Source organism: Asticcacaulis sp. P2_C5 (assembly GCF_056404555.1).
The window spans coordinates 91,802-109,624 of the sequence record NZ_JBFUDU010000016.1 but is presented as its reverse complement, the minus strand read 5'-3'; the positions used below and the strand labels follow the sequence as shown (position 1 = coordinate 109,624).

Below are 17,823 nucleotides of genomic sequence, written 5' to 3'. Positions count from 1 at the left end.
CGCGTATCTCCCTGGTCGTCGCCAAACTTAAAAGCCCGGCATCACCTGATGCCGGGCTCTTTTTTTGCGTTATTCCAAGCTGCATTGAGTCAACGTCATTGCAACTTGGCAAGGGCGACCGCCCGCCGCCGCTAATGCGGCGAGCCATGCGGCGTTTGAGCTGAAATAAATGCGAATACCAAGCTGCACCTTATATGTCAGTATCTGTGCAGGTTGGTATTCGGCGCCGTGATCATCCATTCGTGACGAGGATCGTTACGGAATATCCATCGCCGCTCAGGCCCGGCCATGACATTGAGATAATAGAGCGCATAACCATGCGGCGCACCGACCGGGTGGTAACCTTTCGGCACCATGACGACATCGCCATCCTCGACCAGAACGGTTTCATCCAGGCTGCGGTCGTCGGTATAGACCCTCTGGAAGGCAAAACCCTGAGGCGGATTGAGACGATGATAATAGGTCTCCTCCAGGGCGGTTTCCTGGCTCTCGCAGGCAGTATCGTGCTTGTGCGGCGGATAGCTCGACCAGTGGCCACCCGGGGTAACGACCTCGACAACCAGCAGGCTGTGAGCCGGACGATCCTGAGGAAGGATATTTCGGACGTAACGCGTATTCGTCCCGGCGCCACGTACCTCCTGAGGCATGTCCTCCGCCGCGATCAACCGCGGTGCAAAGCCCGCGGCGCCTGGGGCTGAACAGACCGCCAGCTCGATCTCGGTCAGGGCTATAACTTCGAAATCCGTCGCCATCGGCACATAGACGGCACCCGGGGGGGCGTCCGCAAAGGGACTGTCGCGGCCCCCGACCTTGTCGAAGACGCTGTCTCCCACGGTAACTCTGGCGGTTCCGCTGATGATCACCAGACAGGTCTCGCGTGTCTCGTCGCGGCTGGAAAAGATCTCGCCCGGCGCCCGGCGGACCACGCTGAATCCGACATAGGTCCAGCCGGCACTTTGCGGTGTGACATCCAGGACCTTGCCCGTCGCATCTGGGTTGCCGGGCCGGACACGCAGGCGGCTCATACGACTGCGGCTTCCAGCAGTCCCGAGGTCGACACAGCCTGGCGCAGGGTATCCAGTCCCATCTGCGCGTAACGCCGCGGGTCGGCCTTGGCGGGGTCCTGTTCGGCCTCGATAATGATCCAGCCGCTATAATCGATTCCGGCCAATGCCTTCATAAAACGGATGTAGTCGATGCTGCCGTCGCCGGGCACGGTAAACATGCCGGCGAGAACACCGTCAAGGAAGCTGGTATCCTTGCCCGCGGTCTCGTCGAAAATGGCCTGGCGGATGTCCTTGCAATGGACATGCACGATACGCGCGGGATGATCGCGCACGACGGCAAAGGGATCGATCCCGCCCAAGACGGCGTGACCGGTATCAAGCGTTAATCCGACGCTGGGACCGGTATGGGCGAGAAACGCCGCCAGATCGTCGGCGTCCTCGACGACCGTGCCCAGGTGATGGTGGTAGGCCAGGGCCAGGCCCTGACTTTTCAAATAATCGCCGACCTGCGTCATGCGTTCGCCGAACAGAACCCAGTCGTCACCGCTCAGATGGGGGCGGGTTCGCAAGGGCGTTCCACGCTGGCCGTGAATGGCGTTGCTGGTTTCGGCAATGACAAATACGTCGCAACCCATGGCCTTCAACAGGCCAAGGTGTCCCTGCAGAGCGGCAATTTCGTCCTGAGCACTGCGGGTCAGCAATTCGCAACTGTACCAGCCGCCCACCAGGGCAAGATGATAACGATTCAACAGCGCCTTGAGTTCCGACGGATCCTTCGGAAATTTCCCGCCCAGTTCGATGCCGGAAAAGCCTATGTTCTGGGCGTCCTGCAAGACGGTCGACAGGGGTGTATCGCCACCCAATTCAGGCATGTCGTCATTGATCCAGGCTATGGGGCTGACGCCGAAAGTGATGCTCATGACGATTTTCCTCTGAGTTCGGATAGTTTTTGTTCATAGGCTTTTCGCGCGGCCTGAGCGCCCGGCGAGTTTGCGATTTCCGGCAGGGCTACGTCCCACCAGGCGCCGCCAATAGCGGTTCCGTCGGTGGCGTCGGTTTCGATGACAACGACATTGACACCGCCTGACTGGCGAGCGCGCGTCACCGCAGCCTCAAATTCGGCGATGTTGCCGGCCTTCTCGGCCCTTGCCCCCATCGCAGCGGCATGGGCGACAAAGTCGATTTCGGGCAGGGTTCGATGCCAGGAATCCTGCATGCGGTTATTGAAGGGCTCACCGCCGCCGGCCTTTTGCAGGCGATGAATACAGCCAAAGCCGCGATTGTCGATCAGGATAATCGTCAGTCTGATCCCCATCATCACGGCGGTGGCGATCTCCGAGTTCATCATCAGGTAACTGCCGTCGCCGACCAGGACATAGACCTCGCGTTCAGGCTCAGCCAGGGCAACGCCCAGCCCGCCGGCAATCTCATAACCCATGCAGGAATAACCGTATTCCATATGGTAACCGCCGGTCGACCCCACCCGCCAGAGCTTGTGCAGGTCGCCGGGAAGCCCGCCCGCCGCGGCAACCACGACGGCGCGCGTATCGATAGTTCGCATCAGGGCGCCCAGGACCTGCGGCTCGGTCGGCCTGTTTGCGGGCGCAACAACCTGATCGACACGTGCCTCCCATTCCGCTCGGGCAGATTGCAGCGACGATACCCAGGCGTCAGGCGCCCGATAATCGGTCTCAAGCCTCTGCAAGACCGACCTTGCATCGCCGATGACCGCCAGCGCGTTGAACTTGCCGGCGTCAAAGGCGCTGACATTTACCTGGATGAGCGTGGCGAGCGGGTTGAACAATGCGGCCGAACCGGTCGTGAAATCCTGCAGGCGCGTGCCGATGGCGATAATGACATCGGCTTCGCGCGCGGCACGATTGGCGGCGTCGGCGCCCGTTACCCCGATCGCCCCCAGGTTCAGCGGATGATCGAACACGACCGCCCCCTTCCCCGCCTGGGTCTCACACAACGGAATGCGGTGTTTCGTGGCGAAATCGCTCAGGGCCTGGCCTGCGCCGCTATACTTGACCCCGCCACCCGCTATGATCAGGGGGGCGCGCGCCTTGCCGATCGCCTCTGCCATGACAGCGATATCGTCCGCGTCAGCCTGCGGTCTGCGGATACGCCAGACACGCGGCGCGAAGAAGGTTTCCGGATAGTCGAAAGCTTCGGCCTGTACATCCTGACAGAAGGCCAGGGTCACCGGTCCGCATTGTGCCGGGTCGGTCAGGACAGCCATGGCGCGTGGCAACGCCTTCAGAATTTGCTCCGGTCGCACGATACGGTCGAAATAACGCGACACGGGCCTGAAGCAGTCATTGGCGGAGACGGTGCCGTCCTCGAAATCCTCGATCTGCTGTAAGACAGGGTCCGGCCGGCGGCCGGCATAGACGTCGCCAGGCAGAAACAGGACCGGCAGACGGTTGACGTGCGCGAGAGCTGCCGCCGTCACCATGTTTGTCGCGCCCGGACCGATGGAGGTCGTGCAGACGAAGGCCTGTTGCCTGTTTTTTTGCTTGGCATAGGCGATGGCAGCATGCGCCATGGCCTGTTCATTGTGGGCGCGATACGTTGGCAGGCTCTCTCGGACCCCGTAGAGCGCTTCGCCCAGGCCCGCCACATTGCCATGGCCGAAAATAGCCCAGACGCCGGCGAAGAAGGGGATCGCTTCCCCGTCAATCTCAATAAACTGTTGCGTCACATAGCGTATCAGCGCCTGCGCCGTGGTCAGCCTCAAGGTTTTGCGTTCCGAGGTGCTCACGCCGCCCTTTCCCTTGCGCCACGGGCTGCCCGCCACGCCGTTACCAACGAGCAGAGCTTTCCCGCCATGGCCGCCACCGCTTCTTTGTCGTCGATATCGCCCCTCAGCCACAGCACCGCCACGGTGTGGAATATGGTGCGGCCGACGGCGAAACCCTTAACACAGGAGAAGCGCGCCGCCACTTCAAAAGCCTGTAACAGTTCGGCTTCCGGTGCCGACAGCCCGAGAAGTACAACGCCCCGGCACAGAGGGTCGTTAGACGCGATCACCGCATCGATGGTTTCCCACACCCGCACGTCGGCCACCGGTTCGAGCTTCCACCAGTCGGGTTTGATGCCCAGTTCGTAGAAGCGCGCCATGGCGCGGCTGCGTGTCGTGGCATCGGAGGGCATGTCGGATGGCAATATCAGTTCCAGCAGCAGTTCGTGTCCCGACTTGCGGCAGGCATCAAACAGAATGCAGAGTTGCCTTTCCTGTTCGGCGCGCAGGTCGGCAACATCGTCAGGGTGATAGATCACCAGGCACTTGACGACATGGTTCGACGGCCAGGTGTTCATCTCGAGACCAACATCAGGACCGGTCTCGAACACCAGGGGCCGCGACTTCGGAACCTCGACCGGACGGCCGATCCAGTATTTCATATGCGCCGCCTCGGCCAGGGCCTCCAGACCGTAGCGACCGTCCAGAAGCACGCCGAAGGCTTCGTCGCCCTGCGCCAGATTATGCACCGCCTGGAGGGCCAGCCGCTTGAAATCGGATATGCGCACGGCATCGACGCCGAGATCGCCGGCCAGTTCCTCGAACTGGAAGCGGTGATCGATTGCCAGAACCATCAGTGAGTCATAGTCACGGTGCCGCGTCTGGGCCCAATGCATGTGATCCAGCGCAGCAGCGGCCTCGATCGACAAGGGATGATGCTGGGCGAGAAAGGCCTGCAATTCATCGAACGTCGGCATTGCCGGCGCACAGCCGTGACGCGTAACGACGATGGCACCGCAGGCATTGCCCCAGCGCCCGCAAACCGCGAGATCTTCCCCTCTCAACCAGCCGCGCAGGAAGCCGGCGCTAAAAGCGTCGCCGGCGCCCAGGACATTCATGATCTCAATGGGGAAGCCAGGCACGACCAGGCCATCATCCAGGCCTTGCGGTATCTCACCGGCAAAAATGGCGCATCCCTGCGCGCCCAGCTTGCAGACGAGAACCGCATTGCTCTGGTCGCGCACGGCTTTCAGGGCCGTGCCCAGGTCGTCCGAGCCGCCAAGGATGCGCATTTCCTCCTCGGTGCCTATGATCAGGTCACACAATGCCGCAACCTGCGAAAGGCGCCGGGTCACTTCGGAATCGGCGACATAGCGCTGCTCGCCCATATCCCGGGAGGTCAGTCCCCACAGAACCGGACGGTAATCGACGTCGAAGATAATCTTGCCGCCAGCCGCCTTGACTCTTTGTACCGCCTCAAGGCTGGCCGCAAAGACATCCGCCTGTGAAAGATGCGTTCCGTCGATCACCAGGGCCTGTGCCGAGGCCAGCCAGTCGGGATCGATATCGGCCATCCGAATGGCCATATCGGCGCAGTTTTCCCGGTAAAAGATCAGCGGGAAGGTCTCCTTGTCGACTATGCCGAGGATCACCAATGCCGTCAGGCGTTCCGGGTCGATGACCACGCCGCGCGTATCGACACTCTCACGTTTGAGTTCTTCGAGGATGAACCGTCCCATATGGTCGGCACCTACCCGCGTGATGAGCCCGGAAGACAGGCCCAGCCGCGCCGCGCCGATCGCCGTATTGGTGGGTGAGCCCCCGACATATTTGGCAAACGAACTCATGTCCTCGAGACGCCCGCCGATTTGCTGGCCGTACAGATCCACGCTGGATCGGCCAAGCGTTATCACATCGAGACCATGCTTTAGCGGCGTGTTCACAGAGTCACTCCTCCCAACCTGGTGAGGCGTCCAAACGCGCGCCTCTATATGGAATATTTATTCCGATAATTTTTATAATGCAATTATCATTTCACAATATTCCACTGTCGCCTTCATTCTCTAGCCCCCCTTCTGCGAGGCAAAGGCGTAGGCGATGACCAGACTCTGCGCCAGACACAGCGTCGCCGTCAGGGAGCGGAACGATCGCACTTCCGCTTCACGAACCAGCAGCGTCTGCACGGCCAGCTTCGCCAGGGGCGAAACCTTTGAATCGGTGATGCCAAGAATCGGCGCGCCCTGCTCGGCGGCAATATGGGCGCATTTGACCGTTTCTTCGGCATAGGGTTGATAGCTGACCGCAATCAGCAGGTCCCTGGGGCCGATCGTTCGTATCTGGTGCGCCCAGAATCCCCCGGTACCCTCTATAAAGATGGCTTTCTTGCCGCTGCGCTGCAAGGAATAGGCAAGATAGGATGAAACAGGAAAGGCGCGCCTGAAGCCGGCTATATAGACCGTATCGGCCCCGATCAGGCGCCCGACCGCCGTGTCTATATCTTCGGCGGTGATGCTCTGTCCGAGATGCCCCAGAGACAGGCTGTCCGCGGCGACATATTCTGCCAGGATGCCTTCAACGGCCCGGCCCTCGGAATCGGTCAGCGATTCATTAAATTGCCGGACACGTTCGCCATAGGCCAGGGTAATATTACTGGCCAGCAGTTCATCGCGAATGATTTTCTGCATCTGCGATGCGCCGGAAAAGCCCAGCGCCTTGGCAAAACGCACGATCGCCGAAGGCTGAACGCCGGAGCGCTGTGCGACCACGGCCAGGGTTTCAAAGGCCAGGTCCTCGGGATGATCGAGAATAATGCTCGCCACCTGCTTCATGCGGCGGCTCAGATCCTCGTGGTTGCTGACGATGACCGACCGCAGTTCGTCCATGGTCCGCGGCACAGTGGCCGTCAGGGTTTGTGTATCGAGGTCAACGGACATGCAGGACTTCCCTTTAGTTTCTGTACCGGACCCTGGTGGTGACGAACGAATTCCGCGTTGACAGAATTTGGAATATTTGTTCTAGCATTAAAACAGGACTGGTCTTCACGACCATACTAACTCATAATTCCAAATGTGGAATGAAAATTCCATTGCAGGCTGTCGGATGTCCTCCGGCCACACGATAAACTCCGGGAAACGTACCATGTTCCAGATCGCTGTCCTCGGCGCCGGCCGAATTGGCCGCATTCACGCAAAAAATGTCGCCGCTCATCCCGGCCTGAATCTGAAGGCTATCGTCGATCCGGACGGTGCCGGCGCCGACCGGCTGGCCCAGGAAACCGGTGCCGAAGTTTCCAGTCTTGAAGCCGTCCTCGCTGATCCCTCGATCCACGGGATCGTGGTGGCATCTCCCACCGACCAGCACCTGCCCCAGACCCTGAAAGCCATTGCCGCCGGCAAGGCGGTGATGTGCGAAAAGCCGATCGACCAGGACCTCGCCACCGCGCGCGCCGCGGCCACAGCGCTCGGCGGTGACAAGCCTCTGCTGCTGGGCTTCAATCGCCGCTTCGACCGCCATTTCGGCGCCCTGAAAAAACAACTCGACGCCGGTCGTATCGGCGCGCTGGAAAGCCTGCTGATCATCAGCCATGATCCCGCCCCGCCGCCGATTTCCTATGTCAAGGTATCCGGCGGCCTGTTCAAGGACATGGCGATCCACGATTTCGACATGGCGCGCTTCCTGCTGGGCGAAGAGCCGACTGAGGTTTATGCCAGTTCGGCCTGTCTGGTCGACCCGGCGATCGGCGAAGCCGGGGATATCGATACCGCCAAGACCGTGCTGAAAACCGCGTCCGGCAGGATCTGCGTGATCAGCAATTCACGCCGCTCCGGCTACGGCTATGATCAGCGTATCGAGGCCTATGGCTCCAGGGGCCTGCTGAAAGCCGACAATGTGCTGGAATCAACCGTTTCGCACTGGGGCGAGACGGGCCCGGAACAGGACGCTTTCCAGAACTTCTTTCTCGACCGTTACGCCGAAGCCTATCGCCACGAGGTCGCGCATTTCGCCGACATCCTGGCCGGGACGGCGACGCCCTGCGTCGGCTATGACGACGCGGTCCGCGCCCTGGCTCTGGCCGAGGCCGCCGCGCTCTCGGTCAAGACCGGACAGGTGGTCAAGCTCTGATATCAAGTTGCAATAGTTGCAACTTGGCAAGGGTGCCAGAAAACGCTCTTTGACAGCGCGCAGTGCCGGCCCCGTTATTGCGGAGCCGGCTCGCCCTGCCCCCACTTGCCTGGCTTGCGGCCCATGACCAGTTCCAGCCGCCCGCCGTTGACGATGTCCGACTGGTGCAGGAAGGCGCTCTTCAGCGGCACGCCGTTCAACGTCGCCACCTGGATATAGATGGCGTCGGGGCCGGCATTGCGGGCGACGATCTCGAACGACTTGCCGTTTTCAAGGTGCAGGACGGTGCGCGGCTGGCGCGGGCCGTGCAGATAGTAGAGGTCGCTTCCGAGCTTTGGGAACAGTCCGATACGGTTGAAGACGTAATGCGAGCTCATGGCGCCGTTGTCTTCGTCACCAGGATAGGCGTCCGGTGTGAACTTCCTGAAAATTTCGTTCGCCCAGTAGGCCGACAGGTCCGGCCGGCCAATATTGTGAAACAGCCATGGCGTCGAGAACGACGGCTCGTTGGTCATGTCGATCAGGCCTGCCGACAGGGCGTGCTCCAGCCGCTCACGAAAGCGGTCGCGACCGCCCATGGCGTCAATCATGCCGGGGATGTCGTGCAGCATGTCGTAGGAATAGACCCAGGCTGTACCTTCATAAAAACCGACATTGTTGTAGATCTTGCCGTCCCAGCCCAGTTTCGGATCGATGTCCTGGAAGCTGCCGTCGGCATATCTCGGCATGATAAAGCCCGTGAAGCCGTCGCTTTGCGCATTCGAGTTCCAGACATTCTTCCAGCTTTGCGACCGCTTAAGCAGCGCCGACGCCTCGTCCGCCTTGCCGGCCTTTTCCGCGACCCGAGCTGCGTAATAGTCATTGAGCGCGAAACCTATGGTCGATGAGCCTGATTTGGCGCGCTGGTTATTCGGCTCGGGGCTGAGGTCGCCGACTGCGAAATAGCTGTCGATCAGATAGCGCGGACGGCGGCGTTCATAGGCGTTGAAATGGGTGACGCGCCAGGCGTTCTTCCAGTCGATGCCGTCGACGCCGCGAATCAGCCCTTCGCCGATGATATTGTCGACCTCGTCCCCACCCTGGCCGACATGGTAGTTGTGACCGGCAATGATCGCGGTATCGGCGGCGCCGAACTTATCGAAGGTATGGATGAACGAGCCGACATTGGCGGCATATTCCTGCGGCTTGATCAGCGACATCAGCGGAAACTCGGTACGATACGTGTCCCACAGCGTGTAATAGTCATCCCAGTTGGGCGCATGCAGCTCCGAATCCGGCTGATCCAGCGTGCGGTCGCGCGGCTGGACGGCGGTGTGATAGAGCGCCGTATAAAAACGGGTCAGCGCCTTATCGTCGACGCCGGATATGACAATACGGTTCAGCTCCTTGTTCCACGCGTCCTGCGCCGCCCGCCGCGTTCCGTCGAAATCCCACCCGGGGATGTCATGGTCGAGCAGGGCCTCGGCCTTTTGCGCACTGGTGAACGACACGGCGATCTTGACCAGCACGGGCTGCGCGGCGTGGCCATCGAACGACCACCAGGCGCCCAGGCGCTGGTCCGGACCGCTGCTCGCATGGGTCTCGCCGGCCAGGACGCTTGCGTCCTTCACCACGCCCCAGGCTTTCGGCCGGGTGTTCAGCCTGGCGCAAAACCAGATGTCGACCAGGGCCGGGTTCCAGTACCCCCTGGCCTTGACACGCCCGATGATCTTGCCCTCTTCCGGATAAAGCCAAACCTCGGCATTGTCGCTGGCGGTCACACCCTGGATCTTGCGGGTGATGTCGAAGACGAGATCGGCCTGGTCGGTGTCAGGATAGGTCAGGCGGTAAATCGCGGCGTAATGCGCCGGCGTGACCTCGACCCGCGTGGCGTAGCGCGTCAGGGTCACGGCATACATGTCCGCCGCCGCCCGCTCATCGACCTTGGGCGACAGATGCGCCGGCTCGTCGAACTGCGGCGGGCCGACCTGCGGCGACAGCAGGAAGGTCCCGTAGGTTGTCACCCCGCCTGAGCCCTGCGTATGCAGTTGCGCGAAACCGCTGACGGGCGCGGCCGGATCATAACCGGCATTGCTGCCGGTGAGGGTTTCCGGGCTGGGATGGATCGACCCCGCCGGCAACGCCGGCCCGGGGACCGTGTCGCCCTGGTTGTCATTACCGACACCGATCATCGGATTGACATAACGATAGAGCGGCTGGCTATCCTGCGCCCAGGCCGCCGGAACCATCAGCATCAGGCCTGCGGCCAGTCCCAGTCCCAGTCCGTGCGTGAATCTCATGGTCGGCTTCCTTTTTCACCGTTTCTGGTCTCACCATTGCCGGGCGCGACGAAATGCGTGGCCCAGTTACCGGGGGCCTTTTTCATATCCAGCTCCAGAACGCCTCCGCCCATCAGTTCGGCATGGGTCAGCCAGGCGCGGTCGATCGGCTTGCCGTTGAGGCGCGCCCCTGTCACATAGCGATTGGCGTCGGACACGTCTTTTGCCGCGATGGTGAAGGTCTTGCCGCCCTCGAGCCGGATCACTGAGCGTGCGAAAATCGGCGAACCAATATAGTAGAAGGGCTGGCCGGCATTGGGATGGAGACCGATGGCGCTCCACACATACCACGACGACATGGCGCCGGCATCGTCATTGCCCGGCAAGCCGGTACGGCTGGCGTGGTAACTGACCGACAGTATATGGCGCACGCGCTCGGCCGTCCGGTCGGGACGCCCGGCGTGGATATAGAGCCACGGCGCCAGGAAATCCGGTTCGTTGCCATGGGCGTAATAGCCATCGTCGAAGAGACGGTCGAGCCAGGCCGTGAACCGCCCGGGGCCGCCCACCTTCTGCATCAGGCCGGCGACATCGTGCGGCACATAGGTCGAATATTGCAGCGAATTGCCCTCATAGAAGGGCGCCTCCCACCACGGAGTCGACTTGTCGGGATAGTCATAGGTGCAGGTGAAGTTTTCCAGGCCCTCGCCGTTAGCATATCTCGGCCGGATACAGCCCAGTTCGTCGTCCCACAGCATTTTCCACCCCGCGGAACGGGCCAGATAGCGCGCAGCGTCGGCCTTGTGGCCCAGTTTCAAGGCGACTTGCGATATGGCGAAATCGTCATAGGCATATTCGAGCGTGCGCGAGGCCGAGCGGGTTTGGGTCAGGGGCACATAGCCGAGTTGCAGATAGTCCCTGAGTACCCGCCCCTGCAGGAAGGGCTGGTCGGAATCGATTTCGCCGTCCTTCCTGAGGGCATCGTAGGCGAGTGCAGTATCGAAACCGCCGAGAGTCTTGACCACGGCATCCGCCATCAGGACATCGCCGTTCGATCCGCCCTGGGTCATGCCGTTGGCGCCGGCGATGCGGGCGTCAGGCAGCCAGCCGGTATGTTTATAGGTGTCGAGCAGCGAACGGATCATGTCGCGCTGGCGTTGCGGCTGGATCACGGTCAGCAGCGGATGCAGGGTGCGGAAGGTGTCCCACAGCGTGTAGAAATCCTCGTAATGCGGTTCTGTCGAACGCCACCACACATTCTCGCCGCTGAGGTCGTGCGGCATGGTGTGGCTGCGATAAAGGGCCGTATAGAAGATGCGTGTCTGTTCATCCGTGCCGCCTTCGACCGAAATCTGCGACAGGGCATCGTTCCACAGCGCCTGTGCCCTGGCCCGCTCGGCATTGAAATCCCAGCCCGGCATTTCCGCATCAAGATTGGCCCGGGCCTTGTCGGTACTGATGAAGGACACGGCCAGCTTCATCTGCACCACGGGCGCGGAAGCCGTGTCGAAACTCATCCACGCGCCCAGTTTGTGGGAAAATTCCTGCTCGGTATCGTATTCGATCATCAGGCCCTGGCGGTTGGCAACGCTTTTGGTCTGATTGCCGCCGTCGAGGGCGCCGACACCCGGTTGTTGCGACATCTCGCCCTGCTGCGCTTTCCAGGCGCCGAAGTTTGTGGCCTTGCGGTCGAACACGGCATAGAAATAGAGCTTGTAGGGCGCCGGGTTCCAGCCACCTTCGAAACTGGCCCAGCCGGAAATCGTATGATCGTCGATGATATCGACATGCGCCGCCGTGGCGCGCTGGCCGCTGCCCCTCAGGCCGATGACGGAGGTGGCGTCCAGGATGACATTCCCCTGAGACGCTGCCGGCCCCTGAGACGCTGCTGGAAAGGTCAGGCGCTGGAACCCGACCAGCCGCGAAGCCGTCAGTTCGACCACTATCGCCTGCGCCGGATCATTGCCGAGCCTGACCGAATAGTAGCCGGGCGAGGCAGTCTCGTCGCGCCTGGCAAAGACCATCTGATTGACACGAACCGCACCAAGCGTCGGGGTAACGCGGAAATTGCCGTACTTGCTGGTGCCGCCCGTACCGCTGACATGGGTAAAGCTGAAACCCAGTATGGCGCTTTGGGAATCATAGCCATTGGTGTCGCCATTGGCCGTATCGGGGCTGAAGGAGACAAAACCAAAGGGCACGCCGGCGCCCGGAACCGTATTGCCGCCGACCACGGAACCGCCGTCGACTCCGACAAACGGATCGGCCAAGATCGTGCGGTCCGGGACGTATGATGACGGAGCCGGCGCCGCAAAAGCGGGCGCTGCAAAGGCCAGCGCACCCAGGACCAGTAAGGTTCGCAGTGATGGGACCATGGTCTAGACCTTGCCGCGATGGGATTTGGCATAGGCGTCGAAGGCCACCGCCATGACGATGATGATTCCGATCACCACCTGCTGGAAATAGGACGAGACGTGCATGACGACGAGCCCGTTCGACAGCACACCGATCAGCAGAGCGCCGACCAGGGTGCCGCGGATGCTGCCCGAACCGCCGGACAACGAGGCGCCGCCGATGACGACCGAGGCGATGACCCGCAGTTCATAGCTGATACCCGCTACGGCCTCCGACGACCCGAGCCGCGCCGACAGCAGAAAGCCGGACAGGCCGGACAGCAGGCCGACTATGACATAGACGCTGATCAGCACCGCCTTGACATCGACACCGCTGAGCCGCGCCGCCTCGGCATTACCGCCGACGGCATAGACCTGGCGACCGTAGCGCGTATAGCGCAGCACGACATGGCCGATCAGCGCCACCAGGGCGAAAATGAGCACCGGGACTGGCAAGCCGGCGACCGCACCGGTGCCCCACCAGCGATAGCCGTCGTCGAAACCGGCAATCGGTCCGCCGTCATTCAGCATCAGGGTCGCGCCGCGCCACACGGTCATGCCGCCCAGCGTGGCGATAAAGGCGGGAACGTTGAAAAATGTAACGCATTTGCCGTGAATATAGCCCGCCGCCGTGCCGATCAGCGTGGCGACCACGATGGCCAGAAGCCATTGCGGCCCGAAGCCGGCATGCTGCACCACCCAGGCCGCGGCGATCGAGGCGAAGGCCAGCAGCGAGCCCACGGCGAGGTCGACCCCGCTGGTCAGGATGACGAAGGTCATGCCGACAGCAATGACACCGTAAATCGATACTTCGGTCAGGATGTTGCTGGCATTGCGCAACGACAGGAAACGCGGGTTCTGTGCCGTGAAAAAGGCAATCAGCAGCAGCAGGAAAATGCTCGTGCCGTATTTACGCAGGAAGCCGATGGTATCGAAGGCTGGCTTGGCAGGCTGGCTGGTCATGTCAGGTGGCACTTTCTTTTTTTATCTGGCTTTTTTATCAGGCGGCACAGCCGGCAATGTCGGTAGCCATCAGCCCCATCAGGGTTTCCTCGCTGACGCCGTCATTGTCGAGCACGCCGGTGATGCAGCCTTCGCGGAAAACGACGATGCGATCGCTGACCGCCATGACTTCCGGCAATTCCGAGGAGATGACGATAACGGCCACGCCGGTGGCCGCAAGATCGAACAGGACCTGGTGAACCTCGGCCTTGGCGCCGACATCGATGCCGCGCGTCGGCTCGTCGACAATCAGGACCTTGGGCGCCAAAGCCATGCAGCGGGCCAGCAGGACCTTCTGCTGGTTGCCCCCGGACAGGGTGCCGATGGCCACCTTGTCCGAAGCCATGCGGATACCGAGCCGGGTGCGATAGGTCTCAACCAGTGCAGCCTCGGCCGCCTCATCGACAAAGCCACCGAACCGGCTGAGGCGCGCCAGGCTGGGCAGGGTCATGTTGTGGCGTATGGAATGGCCGAGAAAACACCCCTGCTGCTTGCGGTCCTCCGGCACCAGCGCCACGCCGGCTTCAAGCGCCTGACGCGGGGATGCGAACGGCCGTAATTGGCGGCCGTCCAGCCACAGCGTACCGGAATCCATGGCGTCGGCGCCGAAAATCAGGCGGGCCAGGTCGGTACGCCCCGCCCCCACCAACCCGGCCAGGCCGACAATCTCGCCGCGCCTGACCTCGAATGAAATGTCCCTGAGGCTGGTGCCGCGGGCCTCGTTGGCGCCGCGCTTGCGGCTGACGCCCTCGACCTTTAAAGCCACTTCGGCGGCTGGCGCCCGTCGCGTCCTTTGCAGGAATTCAACGTCGCGCCCGACCATCAGGCGCACCATGTCCGGCACCTCGACGTCTCCGACATCACCGGACGCCACGAAACGGCCGTCACGCAGGACGGTATAGCGATCGCAGACGGCCTTCACTTCCTTCAGGCGGTGCGTCACATAGACCACGCTGATGCCGCGCGCCTTCAGCCCGCGGACGATATCGTGCAGCTTGACGACCTCGCGTTCACTCAAGGCGGCGGTCGGCTCGTCCATGATGATCAGCCGCGCCTGCAATGTCATGGCGCGGGCAATCTCGACCATCTGCTGCTCGGCCACGGTCAACCGGCGCACCTCGATCTTCGGATCGAGATCGAGACCCAATTCAGCCAGGATCGCGCCGGCATCGGCCCGCATCCTGGACCAGTCGATCAGGCCCAGCCACAACGGTTCACGGCCGAGATACATGTTTTCGGCCACCGACATGGCCGGCAAGAGATTGAATTCCTGGTAGATGGTGACAATACCCAAGCCCTGGCGGACAATGGGCGTGTCGCGCTCATCCAGCTTGCGGCCGTCGAAGCGGATATCGCCGGAATCGGCCGCCTGCGCCCCCGACAGAATCTTCAGCAGGGTCGACTTGCCGGCGCCGTTTTCGCCCAGCAGGGCGTGGACCTCGCCCGGCCCAAGGTTCAGACTCACGCCGTCGAGCGCCAGCACGCCGGGAAAGCGCTTGGTCAGTTCTGTCACCTCCAGCAGCGCCATCGCCATATCTCCCCTGCCAGTGCCTATCCGGCTTCGGAAATACGCGATGCGGCGTCGAGGTTGTCCCTGGTAATCAGGACGGGTGTCAGGCTCTGCGAGACGATCGGTGTGTTTTTTTGCAGTTTGGCGACCACTTCACGCAGGGCGCTGCGTACCTGCAGGCCGGGATTCTGTTCGACGGTAGCGGCCATTTCACCACTGCGAATGCGCTTCAACGCTTCGGGAATGGCGTCGAAACCGAGGACGCGGATTTGCTGCGGGGTGAAGCCCGCACTGCGCACGGCTTCCAAAGCACCCATGGCCATGTCGTCATTGAGGCACAGAATGACATCCGGATGCGCCCCGCCCATCGAGGTGAGGACGTTCTGCGTCACGGTCAGGGCCTGGTCGCGCTTGGAATTGCCGGTCTGTTCGGCGACGACCTTGAAGGCCGGGCCACCCGCGTTCAGGCCGTCATGCACGCCCTTGACGCGCTCGATCGAGCTGGAACTGCCCGGATCATTGGTGATAACGACGACCTTGGCGCCCTTGGGGTAGGTCTTGACCACCCAGTCGGCCATGGCCCGTCCGCCGGCGACATTGTCGGCACCGAAATGCGGTACGTCGTGTTTGGCACCTTCGATATGGCGATCGACGGACACGACCACCACGCCCTGGTCGGCCAGGGCATCGGTCGCCGAGGCCAGAGCCCGTGAATCGGTCGGCGCAAGGATCACCGCCCCGATGCCCTGAATGCCGGCGGCCTCAAGATCGGAAACCTGTTTCGAGGAGTTGTTCTGCCCGTCCAGCACCTGGACCTTGACACCCAGCTTTTGCGCCTCGTCCTCAAGATCGCGGCGCATGGCGACGAAAAAGGGTTGCGAAAGGTCGCTGAAACTGACGACAATATCCTTGGATGCGGCGGGCTTGCCGGCTGTACAGGCCGTGACGGCCAGAAGGCTTAACCCGGCAGCGCCCGTGAGAAAGCGGCGGCGATTGTGGGACATGGTTCCCTCCTCAGGGCTGCCGTCCGCGCATGACGAACGGTCTGTTGATTTCATATAAATGAAATTTTTATTCCAGGTCAACGTTAGCATAAAATATTTGTGCCGTTCAACGCCTCCCGTCCAGACACAGAGACCGCATTTTTTGCGCCTGGCAACGTCAATGTGCCAGGTCTTTGACAGTTTTCCACACCCGATCAAGCCATGGTGGGGATAACAAAGCTCTGATCGGCAAGGGTACGGCCGTCGCCTGCGGTACCCTGTGGCCAGCGCTGTGTCACCGTCTTGGTGCGGGTATAGAAGCGCACACCATCCATGCCGTACTGGTTGAGGTCGCCAAAGCCCGATCGCTTCCAGCCGCCAAAGCTGTGATAGGCGACAGGCACCGGGATCGGAACATTGATACCGACCATGCCAACCTCGACATTGGCGGCAAACGTCCGTGCCGCATCACCGTCGCGCGTGAAGATGGCGACGCCGTTGCCATAGGGATGACGACTCGGCAGGGACAGGGCTTCGTCGAAAGTGGCAGCCCGCACCATTTGCAGGACCGGGCCGAAGATCTCGTCCTGGTAAGACTTCATCGTGGACGTGACACGGTCGAACAGGGTAGGCGCCAGGAAGAAGCCGTCCTCATGGCCTTGCAGCCGGAAACCGCGGCCATCGAGCACCAGTTCCGCGCCTTCGTCGACGCCCATCTGGATATAGGATTCGATACGTGCCTTGTGGGCCGCGCTGACGACGGGTCCGTAGTGCGCGTCCTTGTCCGTCGAGATCCCGACGCGTAAAGACTCCGCGGCCACGATCAGCCTTTCACGCAAGGCATCGGCCGTCCTGTCACCCACCGGCACGACCACGGGCAGGGCCATGCAGCGCTCACCCGCCGACCCGTAGGCGGCGCCCATAATATCGGCCACCGCCTGATCGAGATCGGCATCGGGCAGAACGATGCCATGGTTCTTGGCCCCGCCCATGCATTGCATGCGCTTGCCCTGGGCCGCGCCGCGCCCGTAAACATATTGCGCGATGTCGGAGGAACCGACGAAGCTCACCGCCTTAATATCCGGATGGTCGAGAATGGCGTCGACCACGGTCTTGTCGCCCTGGACAACGTTCAGAATGCCGGCGGGCAGGCCGGCCTCCATCAGCAGTTCCGCCAGGCGCACCGGCACCGATGGGTCACGTTCCGAGGGCTTGAGGATAAAGGCATTGCCGCAGGCCAGGGCCGGCGCAAACATCCACATCGGGATCATGGCGGGAAAATTGAACGGTGTGATACCCGCCACGACGCCCAGAGCCTGGCGCATGGAATAGACATCTATGCCCGGGCCGGCGCCCAATGTATGTTCACCCTTCAACAGATGCGGAATGCCGCAGGCGAACTCAACCACCTCCAGTCCGCGCTGAATGTCGCCCTTTGCGTCCGAAATGACCTTGCCGTGTTCCGACGACAGCAAATAGGCCAGTTCGTCCATATGGACTTCGAGCAAACGCTTGAATTCGAACATGACGCGTGCCCGACGCTGAGGGTTCATGGGCGCCCACGAACCCTGCGCCGCCTTGGCGCCGGCGACAGCCGTGCTGAGGATATCCGCTGTCCCGAGTTCGACCTGCGCCTGGACCAGGCCGGTATTGGGGTCGTAGACGTCACCCACGGCCTTCGCGCCGCCGCCGACGCTTTGGCCGTTGATGAAATGACAAATTGTGCGCATGCTGTGACTCTTTTCCTTCAGGGCGATCCGTCCCTTTAATGTGGAATAAATATTCTGCATATTCCAATTGTGCAA

The 17,823-nt window shown here is 61.7% G+C and carries 12 protein-coding genes; 1 reads left to right on the top strand and 11 read right to left on the bottom strand.

From position 1 onward, the window contains the following. Nucleotides 1-197 precede the first annotated feature (197 nt). The 5 genes from iolB to AC1DXO_RS23150 all read right to left on the bottom strand — a co-directional run bounded on the left by iolB (nucleotide 198) and on the right by AC1DXO_RS23150 (nucleotide 6,683). Entirely contained in the window at nucleotides 198-1,025 is an 828-nt protein-coding gene (iolB, locus tag AC1DXO_RS23170; protein WP_476980574.1) for a 5-deoxy-glucuronate isomerase, read from the bottom strand. Then, the gene (gene iolE, locus AC1DXO_RS23165) at nucleotides 1,022-1,927 is read right to left on the bottom strand and encodes a myo-inosose-2 dehydratase (RefSeq protein ID WP_476980573.1); all 906 of its coding nucleotides are present in this window, start codon (nucleotides 1,925-1,927) and stop codon (nucleotides 1,022-1,024) included. Before iolE ends, iolB begins: the two co-directional genes overlap by 4 nt. Then, nucleotides 1,924-3,771 carry a 3D-(3,5/4)-trihydroxycyclohexane-1,2-dione acylhydrolase (decyclizing) gene (gene iolD / locus AC1DXO_RS23160; protein ID WP_476980572.1) on the bottom strand — a complete coding sequence of 616 codons (1,848 nt, stop codon included), beginning with the start codon at nucleotides 3,769-3,771 and terminating at the stop codon, nucleotides 1,924-1,926. Before iolD ends, iolE begins: the two co-directional genes overlap by 4 nt. Then, nucleotides 3,768-5,693 carry a bifunctional 5-dehydro-2-deoxygluconokinase/5-dehydro-2-deoxyphosphogluconate aldolase gene (locus tag AC1DXO_RS23155; RefSeq protein ID WP_476980571.1) on the bottom strand — a complete coding sequence of 642 codons (1,926 nt, stop codon included), beginning with the start codon at nucleotides 5,691-5,693 and terminating at the stop codon, nucleotides 3,768-3,770. Before AC1DXO_RS23155 ends, iolD begins: the two co-directional genes overlap by 4 nt. Nucleotides 5,694-5,813: 120 nt before the next feature. Continuing rightward, nucleotides 5,814-6,683, bottom strand: a complete 870-nt coding sequence (locus AC1DXO_RS23150; RefSeq protein WP_476980570.1) for a MurR/RpiR family transcriptional regulator — start codon at nucleotides 6,681-6,683, stop codon at nucleotides 5,814-5,816. 205 nt (nucleotides 6,684-6,888) lie between these two features. On the opposite strand from AC1DXO_RS23150, the gene iolG reads away from it, so the two are divergent. Continuing rightward, the gene (iolG, locus tag AC1DXO_RS23145; protein WP_476980569.1) at nucleotides 6,889-7,872 is read left to right on the top strand and encodes an inositol 2-dehydrogenase; all 984 of its coding nucleotides are present in this window, start codon (nucleotides 6,889-6,891) and stop codon (nucleotides 7,870-7,872) included. Between the two features lie 74 nt (nucleotides 7,873-7,946). Here iolG and AC1DXO_RS23140 read toward each other — a convergent pair whose 3' ends face one another. The 6 genes from AC1DXO_RS23140 to AC1DXO_RS23115 all read right to left on the bottom strand — a co-directional run bounded on the left by AC1DXO_RS23140 (nucleotide 7,947) and on the right by AC1DXO_RS23115 (nucleotide 17,748). Beyond that, nucleotides 7,947-10,151, bottom strand: a complete 2,205-nt coding sequence (locus AC1DXO_RS23140; protein ID WP_476980568.1) for a GH92 family glycosyl hydrolase — start codon at nucleotides 10,149-10,151, stop codon at nucleotides 7,947-7,949. After that, on the bottom strand, nucleotides 10,148-12,505 hold the full coding sequence (locus AC1DXO_RS23135; RefSeq protein WP_476980567.1) for a GH92 family glycosyl hydrolase: 2,358 nt from the start codon (nucleotides 12,503-12,505) through the stop codon (nucleotides 10,148-10,150). Before AC1DXO_RS23135 ends, AC1DXO_RS23140 begins: the two co-directional genes overlap by 4 nt. Nucleotides 12,506-12,508: 3 nt before the next feature. After that, a complete protein-coding gene (locus tag AC1DXO_RS23130) occupies nucleotides 12,509-13,486 on the bottom strand; it encodes an ABC transporter permease (RefSeq protein WP_476980566.1) in 978 nt (325 codons plus the stop codon). Nucleotides 13,487-13,523: 37 nt separating this feature from the next. Then, nucleotides 13,524-15,053, bottom strand: coding sequence for a sugar ABC transporter ATP-binding protein (locus AC1DXO_RS23125; RefSeq protein ID WP_476980565.1), 1,530 nt, complete (start codon nucleotides 15,051-15,053; stop codon nucleotides 13,524-13,526). Nucleotides 15,054-15,076: 23 nt separating this feature from the next. Continuing rightward, entirely contained in the window at nucleotides 15,077-16,039 is a 963-nt protein-coding gene (locus AC1DXO_RS23120) for a substrate-binding domain-containing protein (protein WP_476980564.1), read from the bottom strand. Between the two features lie 194 nt (nucleotides 16,040-16,233). Then, the gene (locus AC1DXO_RS23115) at nucleotides 16,234-17,748 is read right to left on the bottom strand and encodes a CoA-acylating methylmalonate-semialdehyde dehydrogenase (RefSeq protein WP_476980563.1); all 1,515 of its coding nucleotides are present in this window, start codon (nucleotides 17,746-17,748) and stop codon (nucleotides 16,234-16,236) included. Between the last annotated feature and the right edge of the window lie 75 nt (nucleotides 17,749-17,823).